We start from the raw sequence: 14,051 nt of genomic DNA, 5'->3' as shown, positions 1-14,051 counted from the left end.
AGGTAAAATCACTTAATATCAATTTAATAAACTATGTTCGAAAAATATGGAGATGGTAATATAAAAGGTCCAATTGATTATGATGAATTGCATAAACAATACTCTTATTGTCTAAATTTAAATGCAAAAAAAATGAATAAAGTTTCTCTGAAAATTGAAGGTGGTGATATATTATGCGATATCGGTGTCGGGACAGGCGAGTTAATTGATCGTATCACAGATAGGTTCAATTTTGTGTATGGTGTGGACACAGATGACAATGCTGTAGTTTTCTGTTCTAAGAGATTCTCCGACTATAAGAATATCTTGATTATTAAGAGGGATATCATAGAACCAAATGAAGAATTTAGAAATTTAGAATTTGATTATATTACAGCTCTGGATGTTCTAGAGCATTTAGACCCTGATATTGCTAATAGATATTTAACAAAAATATATACGCTACTAAAAAGAGGAGGAAGATTTATTTTTACAGCACCAAATTGGTATGATATAATTGGGATAAAACTTGGACACTCAAAACTTCATAAATTTTCACATAGTTCATATGGCTGGAGCCGTATGATAAAGCGGTCTGGGTTAAAAATAAAATCCATTGAATCTGTAGAGTTTCCTCTTTTAAATGATAATGAATTTTTGGCAAAACATTTTCACATATTTGGAAAGTGCCCATTAATAGTAGCGGAGAAAGTTTAAGAGTGATTTAAAATGAACGAGACATTATATTATAATCTACACAATGTAATCAATTTGAGATCGCGAGAGAATTGGAAAAAGAGAAAAATGAAAATGGTGTGGGATGTAGATAATTCAGGTGAAACACTGTGGAAGTTTGAACCCTTTTTCGAAACTTTCTTATAATAAAAAGTATTTGGTTTATTTAAAATGGAAAAATATTATAATATTCATAACACAATAAAATTTAAACTTGTGAATACAGGGTCATCTAAATATCAATTTAATAAAGTATGTAGCAAATATAAAAGTTTTGAAAGTGAAAATAGTAAAGAATATGATTTTATTGTGTATTTAGGAAAATTTGATCCTGCAAATTCAGATTGCCAAATCATTAATAATATATATTATATTAAAAAAGATTATTTGTATTGTAGTGAGGATTCGTATAAATTTACAAAATGGAAATTTGAAATATCTGGGTTTGAGAATGAAAATACTATAGTTCGTGTTTCGGGTAATTTTTTAAGTAGTATGGCTATATCTGGTCATTTAATAGATATTTTAATGCGTATTAAAATGAATCAGAAAGGCTATCCATTTATCCATGGGTCATGCATAAACAAAAATTCCCGTGGTATTTTATTTCCTTCACGAAGTGGTGCTGGCAAAACCACAATTGCATTACATTTTGTCGAGGAAGGATGGGACTTTTTAAGCGATGATTACACAATAATCCATGATAAGAAAGCTGTTGGTTTTCTTTCACAATTAAATATTTTTACTTATAATTTATCCCCATTAATCAAAAAAAATATTGGAGTTAAAAGTAATATTATTTTAGGTCTGAAAAATTTATTATATAAAATGACTTTTGGATATATTAAAATATTTACGACATTATATCCTATGGAAGTATTCCCAAATTCAATAATTAATGAATGTATGTTGTCTGCTGTTTTTCTTCTAATCCCAAAAGATGAATTTAAGGTAAATAGGATATCACGTGATGAATTAATTTGTCATTTGGTTGTGAGCCAGAAACTTGAATCTCTCCCATTTACTAAGCATTTGGTGGAGTACTCATATATTTTCCCAGATAGCAAGTTTGCGAATCATTGGAAGATGTATAAAGAGAATCTGAAGAATCACTTGCCTGAAAACATACCTTTTTATAAAGTTGAAGTCCCACAAAAGTACGATACAAAAACATTTGAAAAAATTTTGGCGATAATTAATGAAACAAATACTTAACTATAATATCCACAATTTAATAAAATTTCAAATAATCCGAGATAATAAGCGTGATTACGTAAGAGATTTAAATTTACCCTTCGCGTTTTTTGAAGTTAAAGAAATGGATGCACCAGACATTATACTTAACATAGGAAAATTTACTCCTTCAAATAATGATTGCTATCTTCTAGACCATAAATACCATATCAAAGAAAATTATCTTTATTGCAAGGATTCCGGAGGAAGAGCAAAATGGGAAGTAGAAATATTTGGATTTGAAGATGGGTCAACAACTATAAATTATAACGGTAAAGTATCTGGATCAGAAGCACTTTTCCATGATCGAGTGCCTCAAAATTTTATACTGCAGCCATTCATTGAATATAAACTCTGTAAAAAAGGTCACCTTTTCATTCATGCTGCTGGTGTCACTAATAATAATAAAGGGTATATATTGGCAGGAAGACCCAGTGCTTTTAAATCAACACTCACTATGGATTTTGTTCGAAAAGATGGATTCAAATGGTTGGGTGATGATAGAGTTATTATCCAAAAAGATAAAATACTATGTTTTCCTATTTCTCCAATAACTTTTGACTTTAAATGCAAGTATCTATCAACCGAAGAATTCAATGGCATTTTTGATCGAATTAATTTAATTAAATACCTCCATAATAAAGCCGATTATAAGAAGTGCGATAAATCAATAGCGAACTCAGCCAGGTTGGATGCACTTTTCTTTATTAGCCGAACAAATAAAGGAACCATTAAAAAGAATAACATCAGCCTTAATGAAGCTGTTGGTAAATTGATTGAAAATAATCGAGGAGAAATGATACTCCTGCATTTTTATAAATATATGCTAGCATATACCTTTGTTTTTCCTATGAGTGGAATTGCAATGCATTGGGATCGCTTGAGGATAAATTTAGAAAAATTTTTGAAAGAAGTGCCTATTTATGAAGTTGAAATACCTCAAAATTATAACTCAAGTGTATTTAGAGAGGTGCATGCTCTACTATGAACAAAAATGAACTTGTATCTATCCTTCTTCCTACTTACAACCGGGCAAACCTATTGCCCCAATGCATAGATTCAATTTTAGCACAATCATACCCGAATTGGGAGCTTATTATTTCCGATGATGCATCTTCTGACGATACATTGGCAATTTCACAACAGTATACCGAAATAAATCCGAGAATTCGTTATAACAAGAATTTTTCACGTTTCGGACTTCCTGCTAATAGAAATGTGGCAATATCACTATCCTTGGGCAAAATTATATTTTTTATTGAGGACGACCTTGTTGTGGAAAAGGATTGCTTGAAAATATTGGTGGATACATTCGAAGAGCTTGTTAATAGTGGGGAGAATGTTGGTGCTATTGCTCCTAAACTTCTACTAAAGAATAAAGACCGATTTACCAAAGGACCATTAAGTCTCGATTATAAAATGACCAAGAATAACTATGCATGTATATTTGATAAGAAAACAGGGTTGATGTATCGCAATTTTGATATTTCTACAGATAAAATTCAGGAAGTTCCAGACGTTCATGCATGTTCATTATATCTTAAAGATGCGCTCCAAAAAGTAGGTGGATATGAGGAGAATGCATACAAGGGAAATTACACATGCGAAGAAGTAGATCTTAATTTCAGGATAAGAAAAATAGGATTTAAATTGTACTTCCAGCCAAAGGCAGTGGTATATCATTATAAAGCAGAGCTTGGCGGAGTTAGACTTTCTTCAGCATACCTCACGAATTATTACATGGTTAGAAACCATATTATTTTTATAATAAGAAACTTTGGAATCAAATCATTTTACATGGTTCCATCTTTTTTGTTTCACTTTGCTGATCTTATAATTAAGTATTATACTTCAAAAATGCTATCCCCGCAATCGCAAAAAGAGGGGGTTTAGAGAGAGTGAAGGTATCTGGCGTTAGTACAGATGTTGATAAAAAACTCGGTACCATAGGGGCAGTGGGAGCTATTATTCTCTTAGTTTATTCCACGAGTATATTAAAATCATTTATATTGCAAGAAATGTCTTTAACGGTGTTTTTAGCTTGTATTGTCTATCTGTTGTGCCGAGAAAATCTTTCAACTCTAAGTCCACTTGACTTTTCCACAAATATGAAAGAGATTAAATCAATTTTGTTCCTACTTAACATCCTTTTTTTTGGATTTTTAATTCTAAGTTTTATCATATGGTCACGAAGCGTTCAGCCTCAGCCTTTTATTTTATTGTTAATAGCATCTATCATTTCAAGCATTTTGGCAGTTGAAATATTTTATAACAACAATAGAGCTTATTCAGCCTTTATATTGGTTAAACTCCTTATGGTGGGAATACTCCTCAGGGCATATCCTTATTTTCTATTCCCCCTTCAAGCAGGAGTGGATTCACTTTATCATGTTAATTTTATAGAACAATTGCTATTGCAAGGACATATACCAATTAATACGTCTTATGAATCATATCCTATGACACATATCGTCGCAGCTTTACTATCACAACTTACAGGATTAAATGTTAAAAACTCCTTTTTCTTCATAAGTATTATAGCAGTACTCAGTCTAACCTTTCTATTTTTAATTGGAAGAAAGCTTTTTAATGAGAAAATAGGGTTATTATCAGTTTTAGTTCTAGGGGTTAGCGCTTCACAAATCACATTGGGGTGGTGGATAACTGCAATGACCCTAGGGTTAGGGTTATTGTCAATGTTTATCTTCTTCTTATGGTCATCACGTGAAAAGGGAAAAGAAATCACTTACAAAGTATTCATTTTACTATTAATGATTATAGTTATTTTAACGCATCCTGTTCCGTCCACAACCGTGGGAATATTGTTGGGACTAACCATAATAGTATCTTACCTAATGTACGAGATTTTAGGGGGTTCAGCGAAATCAACTCAGGTTACTAGTATTCCATTGACTGCCATATTTATTACCATGCTTCTTGGATACTGGAGGTCTATATCAGGTTTTTTAGACTATCATATAGCCAGTTCTATGGTAAGTGCCTTCAAAGTTGATCGATCATTAGCAATAGATGTCGCCCCTTCAATGGCAATTAAAAATGATGTTTTAGAATCAATATGGCGTTCTCTTCCAATACTTATTTTTTTATTTTTTATGATAATAGGTTTTTTAGCAATATTCCGCAGAAATTATACCAGGCAACTACCACAAATCCATTATGGCATTTTATGTGCCTGCTTCGTATTCTTTGTTTCCGGTATCCAATTATTCAAGTTTTATGAAGCTCTTCCAGGGAGGTGGATTTCTTTTATGGAGATAATCTCGGCGTTTTTGGTTGGAATTGGACTATTAGTAATCACTAATTCAACGAAAGAACATAGAAAATTAGTGGCAATTTTTACACTGACTATGATTTTTGCCATCGTTATGATCTCGAGTGGAATATCCAACGTTATTTCAATAACTCCATGGGATAGTAAGCCACGAATGGTACTGTTAGATTCGGAAAGGTATGCCGCAGAGCGGATATATCAACTTTCAGTATCTGAAGAATCCAATAAAAATAATATCTATGTTGATTCATATGTGATGTGGCCTTACCAATATAAAAATAGTACCTTCACCGCTCAAGATGCTGGAGACATATTTTTAGGAAGACAACCTCTTGAAGGAATATTGATATTGCGGAAGGAGGTGATGGATAACACTGTCTTGATATCTTCGCAAGGTTTTACGCAAGAATTTAGGATGGATAGATTCCAATTCCTGTCATTTATTGAAGGATCGGAATATAATATAATCTATGATAGTGGCACAGTTAGAGCAATAAAAAATAGGATGTAAATTTGATGAAAGTGGCAATGTTATGTCAATACCCTCTACACAAAATGTGGGGAGGCCCTGCGGTATATATCGATCGATTAGCGTATCATTTGTCATGCATCAAAGATGTTGATTTGCATGTAATAACGATTGGTGAAGAAGGAAAACAGTTCAGAAGAGGAAATCTGAACATTCATATAGTTAAAATTCCTAAAGTCCTTCGTGTTCCCTTTTTTATTCCTTTTACAACTCTGATTTTGAAACACAAAGTTCTAAAATTAGATCCAGATATTGTTCATGCTGCCCAAGGAACCCTACCGCCTTATTCGCTTGTAGCGGTTCTCTTAAAAGGTAGATATCCAGTTCTATTGACCATCCTTGGAATTATATCAAAAGAAGCTGAATATAATACAAATATTGGTTATCGTATTGGGACATTTTTTAACCAACCAATAGAAAAGTATGTTATTTCTCGCATTCCAAATATCATTGTAGAAGCACCATCTATCCGAGATTTAATTTGTAAGAATACAAATTCTAATATATATATTAATCCAGTTGGTATTGATTATGATAAAATAGAAGATATGCATAAATATAAAGGAGAATCTAATTTTGATATTTTATATATTGGTAGATTAGAAAAAATTAAGGGCGTGGATATATTAATTAACTCACTTTACACTGTTATTAAATTAATACCAGGCATCAAGCTATATATCGTAGGATCTGGTTCTCAGGCGAAAAATCTTAAGGCTCTTGCCCGGAAGTTAAATTTAGAAAATAACGTAAAGTTTTTGGGTTTTATTTCGGAAATGGAAAAGTACCAAAAATTTAAGGCTTGCAAACTTGTTGTTGTACCATCCCGATGGGACTGCCAGCCATTTGCGCTATTTGACGCTGCTGCATCAGGGGTACCTGTAATTGCATCTGATATGTCCAATCCTGGAATTGTTGATAACGGAAAGACAGGTTTTATATTTGAATCAGAAAATATTGAAGATTTGGCTAATAAAATAATAACATTATTAAAGAATGACAAATTAAGAGAAGAGATGGGAAATGCTGCAAAGGAAAAAGCAAAACAATATGATTGGAATAAAATCGCAGAAAGAACCGTTGAGATTTATAGGGAAATAATAGCTAAAGCAAAAACAAAAGTTATGCAACATTAGACGATATATAATAGAAAATTTATGTAAAAATAGTTGAGACTGAAATGATAAAAAACCAACAAGTAATGGTGTTTAACCAAAATAAAAAGAGATAATAAAATGAAAGAAGAAAATTATCACAAAAATGAGCAATCTTATGAAGCCAACAAAATTAAGACATTTATTTCTAAATCACCGTTAGGTGATATTTATACATTTGATTTACACGTAAATTCTTTAAAAGATGAAATAGACAATTTTATTAAGAAAAATAACTGTGAAAAAAATGTAATAATTCAAGGATTAGGTTTTGTCGGGTCTGCCATGTTAACTGCAGTTTCTTCTGCAAAAAATAAGCAGGGAAACCCTAAATATGCAGTAATCGGCGTAGATCTACCAACCCCTGAAAATTATTGGAAAGTGGGTAGAATTAATGCGGGATCACTCCCGATAGTCTCATCGGATGAAAACTTGAAAGAGGTTTTTGATAGAACTTTTGAAAATGGAAACATCATGGCAACTACAAATTCTTATGCTTACGAAGTAGCTGACATAATAGTTGTAGATATCAACCTGGATGTTAGGAAAAAGAGTCCTGGAGATGTAAGAGAACCAATTGTAGAACTTGAAAATTTTAAAGAAGCTATGCGTACAATAGCACAGAGGATGAAACCATCCTGTTTGATTATTATTGAAACAACAGTTCCTATAGGAACCTGTGAAAGGATTATACTGCCTGTCATAGAATTGGAATTTAATAACAGGAATTTATTGAATACCTCTATAAAACTAGCTCATTCTTATGAAAGAGTAATGCCCGGAAAAAATTATTTGCAAAGTATCATCTCCTTTTATCGAGTCTATTCTGGAGTAAATGAAATTTCCAAGAAAAAAGTGAGAGAATTTCTTGAAAGCTTCATCGACACTAATAATTATCCTTTAACTGAATTATCATCTCCGACAGCTTCTGAACTTGGAAAACTGCTGGAAAATAGTTATCGAGCAACTAACATAGCATTTATTCAAGAATGGACTGAATTAGCTGAATCAGTTGGAGTAAACCTTTTCGAAGTAATTCAGGCCATAAAAAAAAGGAATACTCACAATAACATAATGCTTCCAGGCTTTGGTGTTGGTGGATATTGCTTATCAAAAGATCCTCTGTTCGCTAACTGGTCTATTTTTAATATATTCGGACTGTCCAGAGAGTTAAATATGTCTGTTGAGGCCGTACATATCAATGATTTAATGACTTATCACTCATTTTCTTTGTTAAGAAAAAACATGGGTGATATCAGGGATAAAAAATTGTTGTTGATGGGGGTCTCATATTTAGCTGATGTGGCCGATACACGTAATTCTCCCAGTGAAATTTTCTACAAAGAGTGTGTGAAGTCTGGAGCATTTATATTTTTACATGATCCAATTGTAAGTTATTGGCCAGAAATTGATTTGAAAGTGGAAAAGATTTTAGATCGTATGAAAAATAAAGAGATGGATGCGATAATATTGGCGGTAAAGCATGAAGAATACTTTAATTTAACACCAAATGATTTTAAAGATATTCTCAAACCAAATGGGCTCATACTGGATTGTAATGATCTGGTAGATGATGAAAAAGGAGAACAATTGAGGCAACTCGGTTTTAAACTGGTTGGTGTCGGTAAAGGACATTGGAATATAATAAAAGGTAATAAATATGAGTAAGATACTGGTTACTGGAGGGGCTGGATTTATTGGATATCATTTGATTAAAGAACTTATTCAACAAGGAAAAAATGAAATTCATGTTGTGGATAATCTCTCAAGAGGTAGAATGGATTCAGATTTTGAGGCATTTATTAATAATTCTCAAATTGAATTTATACATGCAGACCTTACAGACCTCCAGTCATTTTCCCGTTTAGATTTGGACTATGATTTTATTTATCACTTAGCTGCTGTAATTGGGGTAAAAAATGTCATTAATAACCCAGATAAGGTTCTTCATGTTAATATTGTTTCAACACTTAACCTTTTTGAGTGGGTTAAGAATAATCACAAGCATCTCAAAAAAATTTTATTTTCTTCAACGAGTGAAGTTTATGCAGGTACTATGAAACACTATGGAGTTTCTGTTCCTACTGACGAGACTGTAAATCTCACTGTTGAAGATATAACCTCTCCCAGAACAACATATGGTCTAAGTAAGATAATAGGAGAAAGTGTATGCTTTTCCTATTATAAAAAATATAATATCCCAATAACCATAGTTCGCTATCATAATGTTTATGGTCCTAGAATGGGCTTTGCCCATGTTATTCCTGAGTTAATGATTCGAGCATATAATGCAAAGGATTGTCTTGAAATATATTCACCAAATCATTCCAGGGCCTTCTGCTATATCGACGATGCGGTTCAGGCCACAATTAAACTTGCTGAATCCAAGGACTCTACAGGACATATCGTTAATGTCGGCAACAGTGAAAATGAAGTAACAATTGATATATTAGCAAGAAAAATTATAGAGTTGATCAACCCAACTTTGAAGATAAGATATATGGATGTTCAGGAAGGGTCGACTAGACGTCGATGTCCCAACACCGAAAAACTAATAAAACTTACACAGTTCCGACCCAGGATACCCATTAACTTGGGAATCCAATTGACCTGGAATTGGTATAAAAATAATGTAAGTGATATTTATGAATAAAGAAGAAATGAAAGCAGTAATACTTGCTGGTGGAAAAGGGACAAGATTAAAACCATTCACAACGGTTTTTCCAAAGCCTTTGATGCCAATTGACGATAAACCAATTATTGAGATTGTTATTCGGCAATTAAAATCTTGTGGTATTAATGAAATTATAATGGCTGTCGGACACCTATCGGAATTGATCATGGCATTTTTGGGGGATGGAAGTAAATATGGTGTTAAAATTAAATATTCAAGAGAGGATATACCTTTAGGTACAGTTGGAGGTTTAGGGCTAATAAAGAATGAGTTAAAAGAAACATTCTTGATGATGAACGGCGATGTTTTAACTACACTCAATTATTCTGAATTAGTCAATTTCCATAAAAGAAATGGAGCTGTTGCAACGATAGCACTTAATAAAAGATATGTTAAAATCGATTTTGGTGTTGTTGAACTTGAGGAAAGTACCATCTCAAAATATATAGAAAAGCCATCGATCGATTATTTAGTAAGCATGGGAGTTTATGTATTCGAACCAAGAGTATTAGAATATATTAAACTAAATACATATCTCGATTTTCCAGATCTCATTAAAAAATTGATCTCTAACGGTGAAACTGTGAAGGGTTATGTTTATGATGGTTATTGGTTAGACATAGGCAGACCAGACGATTATGAAAAGGCAAATAACGAGATAGATAGTATATTTAATAAACTGGGGATAGCATCGGTGGTATAATGGAATGGAAAATCCCTTTGTCGGATATTGATTTAGATGAAGAAGAAATTGGAGCTGTTACGAAGGTATTAAGATCCAAATGGCTCTCGATGGGTCCTGTTACCCAACAGTTCGAGGAAGAATTTGCAAAGTATCTAGGTGTAAAGTACGCTTTTGGTGTTGCAAACGGCACGGCTGCGCTTCATATTGCTCACAAAGTATTAGGAATCGCGGAAAACGACGAAGTGATTGTTCCTTCTTTAACCTTCGTGGCAACTGCAAACTCTGTTCTTTACTGTGGAGCAAAGCCCGTTTTTGCTGATATAACAAGTTTAGACGATTTCAATATATCACCTGAAGATATCATCGAAAAGATTACATCAAAAACAAAGGCTATTACCATTGTCCATTATGGCGGATACCCCTGCGATATGGATGCGATAATGAAAATCGCAAGCGATCATAACTTGAAAGTGATAGAAGATGCAGCTCATGCACCAGGAGCAGAATATAAAAGTAAAAAATGTGGGACGATTGGAGATATAGGATGTTTCAGTTTTTTTTCTAATAAAAATCTGGCGACTGGAGAGGGGGGAATGATCGTAACCAATAATGAAGCACTGGCTGAGAAAATACGGATAATGAGGTCACATGGGATGACCACTCTAACCTGGGATCGGCATAAGGGGCATGCGTATAGCTATGATGTGATAGATATAGGCTTTAATTATCGGATAAACGAAATGGCATCTGCACTTGGATTGGTTCAATTGAAAAAATTAGATGAAAATAATGAGAAAAGAAGAAAAATTGTTGATGAATATAGAATTCGATTAAATAGCATATCTGAGATTTCTATTCCATTTAGAAATTATAAGGTAAAATCATCAAATCATATCTTTCCGATATTGTTATCAAAAAATATTGAAAGAAATGCCTTTATTGATACATTAAAAGAAAAAGGAATACAGACAAGTATTCATTATCCACCGATTCATCTTTTTACATATTATCGAAAGATGTTTGGATTTAAAGAAGAGATACTCCCAAAAACCGAATTTGTTGGGACGCATGAAGTAACACTGCCTTTGTATCCAATGATGACTGAAAAAGAAATTGAATATTTAGTAAGTTGCATTAACTATTAAAATGGACTGCGCCCCTCATAGTGGACAGATAGTTAAGCTAGGGTCACTATGAGGGAATTACATGGGAAAAAGGACAAGAAGAAGGTACACGCGGGAATTCAAGGTCTCCCTAATTCGGGAGCTTGAGAGTGGAAAGAACCTGGCACAACTCAGTCGTGAGAACAACCTTCATCCGACAATGATATCCAGATGGAGACTGGAATACCAAAAGGATCCAGATTCTGCATTCAGTGGCAATACTTACAAGGAGGCTGCATGGAATCAAGAACTGGAAAGGCTAGTAGGCAAACTATATGCTGAGAATGAATTTTTAAAAAAAGCATTGAATTTCTTGGAAAAGAGGGTACAGGAAGAGATATCAAGGGAGGAGTAAAGTTCATGGCCATTTCAAATTGTTTGGATTCTGTCTATGTCAATAGGGCTACGGAATTGCTTGATGTCAGCAGGTCTGGATACTACACGTGGCGGCATAGTTCTTATAGGCTTTTTTGTGAGGATAATTCTGATATATCGCTCAGGGAAGAAATTCAGAATATCGCAATCGAGTTTCCAGGATATGGTTATAGAAGGGATTACAGTAGAACTCCGAAACAGGGGACATCTTGCTAATAGCAAGAAAGTACGACGATTCATGAAAGAAGACAATCTTCTGTGCGTGAAAAATAGTCAGACTGCAAACCATACGACAACGCTTGCGGAGAGTCTCATAAAGACTTTGAAGTGTGAAGAGGTCTATTTGAACGAATACGGGACATTCAAAGACGCTCTTCAGAATATAGACCGTTTCATTGAGGAGGTATACAATTCAAAACGCCTTCATTCGTCGATTGGTTACAAATCACCGATCAATTTCGAGTAGCGTTAACTTTAAATATGGAAGCTTAACTTGTTGTCTACTTAAAGGGGTGCGGTCTAAAATGAAAACAAAGGAATACTGGGAAGTAGAAGCAAGAAGGAGATTACCAAGTTTGGCAAAAGGAGAAAAGCTATTTGCAAGTTATTGGACGAAACGATATTTAAAACAACTAAAATACCTGCCTGAAGCTAAAAGAATTTTGGATATTGGATGTGGTGATGCAAAGTATTTTATCAAACTAACTGACAAATTTAATGAGTTTTATGGTGTAGAATTGAGTAATGCTCATTTTGAATCTGCCAGGAAAATATTTCCAGAAGCTAACTATACCGTTGCGAGTGGCTGTAAGTTACCATTCCAAGATTCTTCTTTTGAGGCGATTATTTCCTTTGGTGCTTTTGAGCATAATGATAATATTGATTCTATATTCAAAGATTGTTACAGAGTCTTAAAAGAAGATGGGATATTATTGTTCTCTGTTCCCAATTATTTCTGTCCCTATTTTCCTTATTGTTATATTTCTCATGCTATAAAAAAGCAGGACAGAATAGCAGCAATAGGTCATTATTATACAAAGAAACAGTTGACTTCAACATTAAAAGAACGAGGATTCAAAAAGATTGAAATGCTTGATTCTATGTACTTCTGAAGAGAGTGGACAATCACAAGGTGACAAGCTTGAGAACCTAAAAAGCATCGGTAAAAATCTTGTTTATTATTACAGCAAAGCTTTTTACCCTTTTGAACTATTGGGGTTTGGTTTTATGAGGGTGATTTATTGTGAAAAGTAAAGGGTGCTTATAAATGGATTTTGAATATGATGAAAAAGTCTCGACGTCAAAATGGGAAGAAATAATTAGAAACTCTGAAAATAGTTATTTTTTCCACACCCCCGCATGGGCAAAGATCTTAGAAGAGACCTATAGCTATCGGATTGCTACACGATTGTACGAAATAGATGGCAACGAGGTTCTGATTCCAATGATGGAAGACAAAAAATATGGATTTTATCATTATAATTCTATACCATTGGGTTACGGAGGAATATTTTCTTTATCAGATATCTCATCAGAAACTCTTCAGAAAATATTGAAAAATATCGTTGACTGGAGACATTTGTCCTTTAATCTATCGCTACCTCCATTTTCTAACTTCTCAGTTCCAGAGGATTCACTGATAAAACAAGTAAATTCAGAATGGAATTATACACATATGCTTTCGTTGGAAAATGGATTTGAATATATATGGAAGAACAAATTTGAAAAAAATACCAGAACAGCCATACGAAAGGCAGATAGAAGTGGCTTTGAGATTTTAGATTGTAATTCATTAGATGAGGTAAGAGAATTTTATAAATTGTATATTGAATCATCCATACGATGGGGGTACAAAAAACCACCACTTCCAATAAAATTATACGAGAATATATATAAATTTGGAAGACCACATGTGCGAATTAAGCTTGCATTTAAAGACGATAATCTGATAGCCGGGTGGGGGGATCATTATTATGGTAAAAATGTATTTGCCTTTTTAAGTGTTTACTCGCAAGGCTATGAAAGATACAACCCTGTAAATTTATTGGTAAAAGATTCAATCGAACAAGCATGTAACGAGGGGCACAAATATTACAATTTTGGCGCCAGTGGTAATCTTGAAGGGGTGCAAAAATTTAAAGAGAGCTTTGGCGCAGAAAAAGAAAAGCTTAAAAACTATAGAGTATTATCACGATTGGGAAAGTTTGCCGATATGATATTGAAAATATAAGG

Annotated in this window: 12 protein-coding genes and 1 pseudogene; all 13 read left to right on the top strand. The window is 33.4% G+C overall.

The genetic code is table 11. The features are described from left to right. The first annotated feature begins 33 nt into the window (after positions 1 to 33). Positions 34 to 696, top strand: a complete 663-nt coding sequence (locus O8C68_10260; protein MCZ7396179.1) for a class I SAM-dependent methyltransferase — start codon at positions 34 to 36, stop codon at positions 694 to 696. A gap of 189 nt (positions 697 to 885) precedes the next feature. Then, entirely contained in the window at positions 886 to 1,929 is a 1,044-nt protein-coding gene (locus tag O8C68_10255; protein ID MCZ7396178.1) for a hypothetical protein, read from the top strand. Further along, positions 1,913 to 2,935, top strand: a complete 1,023-nt coding sequence (locus O8C68_10250) for a hypothetical protein (GenBank protein ID MCZ7396177.1) — start codon at positions 1,913 to 1,915, stop codon at positions 2,933 to 2,935. The genes O8C68_10255 and O8C68_10250 overlap by 17 nt, the downstream gene beginning before the upstream one ends. Then, the gene (locus O8C68_10245; protein MCZ7396176.1) at positions 2,932 to 3,840 is read left to right on the top strand and encodes a glycosyltransferase; all 909 of its coding nucleotides are present in this window, start codon (positions 2,932 to 2,934) and stop codon (positions 3,838 to 3,840) included. Before O8C68_10250 ends, O8C68_10245 begins: the two co-directional genes overlap by 4 nt. A 5-nt stretch (positions 3,841 to 3,845) precedes the next feature. Beyond that, positions 3,846 to 5,750, top strand: a complete 1,905-nt coding sequence (locus tag O8C68_10240) for a hypothetical protein (GenBank protein MCZ7396175.1) — start codon at positions 3,846 to 3,848, stop codon at positions 5,748 to 5,750. Positions 5,751 to 5,755: 5 nt separating this feature from the next. Beyond that, positions 5,756 to 6,904 (top strand): glycosyltransferase family 4 protein, encoded by a 1,149-nt coding sequence (locus O8C68_10235; GenBank protein ID MCZ7396174.1) that lies wholly within the window; start codon positions 5,756 to 5,758, stop codon positions 6,902 to 6,904. Positions 6,905 to 7,003: 99 nt separating this feature from the next. Beyond that, positions 7,004 to 8,590 carry a nucleotide sugar dehydrogenase gene (locus O8C68_10230; GenBank protein ID MCZ7396173.1) on the top strand — a complete coding sequence of 529 codons (1,587 nt, stop codon included), beginning with the start codon at positions 7,004 to 7,006 and terminating at the stop codon, positions 8,588 to 8,590. Next, positions 8,583 to 9,575 carry an NAD-dependent epimerase/dehydratase family protein gene (locus O8C68_10225; protein ID MCZ7396172.1) on the top strand — a complete coding sequence of 331 codons (993 nt, stop codon included), beginning with the start codon at positions 8,583 to 8,585 and terminating at the stop codon, positions 9,573 to 9,575. Before O8C68_10230 ends, O8C68_10225 begins: the two co-directional genes overlap by 8 nt. Beyond that, complete coding sequence (locus O8C68_10220; protein MCZ7396171.1) at positions 9,568 to 10,299, top strand: sugar phosphate nucleotidyltransferase; 732 nt, start codon at positions 9,568 to 9,570, stop codon at positions 10,297 to 10,299. The genes O8C68_10225 and O8C68_10220 overlap by 8 nt, the downstream gene beginning before the upstream one ends. Beyond that, positions 10,299 to 11,426, top strand: a complete 1,128-nt coding sequence (locus O8C68_10215) for a DegT/DnrJ/EryC1/StrS family aminotransferase (protein ID MCZ7396170.1) — start codon at positions 10,299 to 10,301, stop codon at positions 11,424 to 11,426. Before O8C68_10220 ends, O8C68_10215 begins: the two co-directional genes overlap by 1 nt. A gap of 61 nt (positions 11,427 to 11,487) precedes the next feature. Continuing rightward, a pseudogene (locus O8C68_10210) lies at positions 11,488 to 12,285 on the top strand (IS3 family transposase). A gap of 58 nt (positions 12,286 to 12,343) precedes the next feature. Beyond that, positions 12,344 to 12,931, top strand: coding sequence for a class I SAM-dependent methyltransferase (locus O8C68_10205; GenBank protein ID MCZ7396169.1), 588 nt, complete (start codon positions 12,344 to 12,346; stop codon positions 12,929 to 12,931). Positions 12,932 to 13,086: 155 nt separating this feature from the next. Further along, positions 13,087 to 14,049, top strand: coding sequence for a GNAT family N-acetyltransferase (locus O8C68_10200; GenBank protein MCZ7396168.1), 963 nt, complete (start codon positions 13,087 to 13,089; stop codon positions 14,047 to 14,049). Positions 14,050 to 14,051 lie beyond the last annotated feature (2 nt).

The sequence above is a fragment of the Candidatus Methanoperedens sp. genome, from assembly GCA_027460525.1.
In the GTDB taxonomy this organism is placed as follows: Archaea; Halobacteriota; Methanosarcinia; order Methanosarcinales; family Methanoperedenaceae; genus Methanoperedens.
This window is presented reverse-complemented; position numbering and strand designations above follow the sequence as displayed.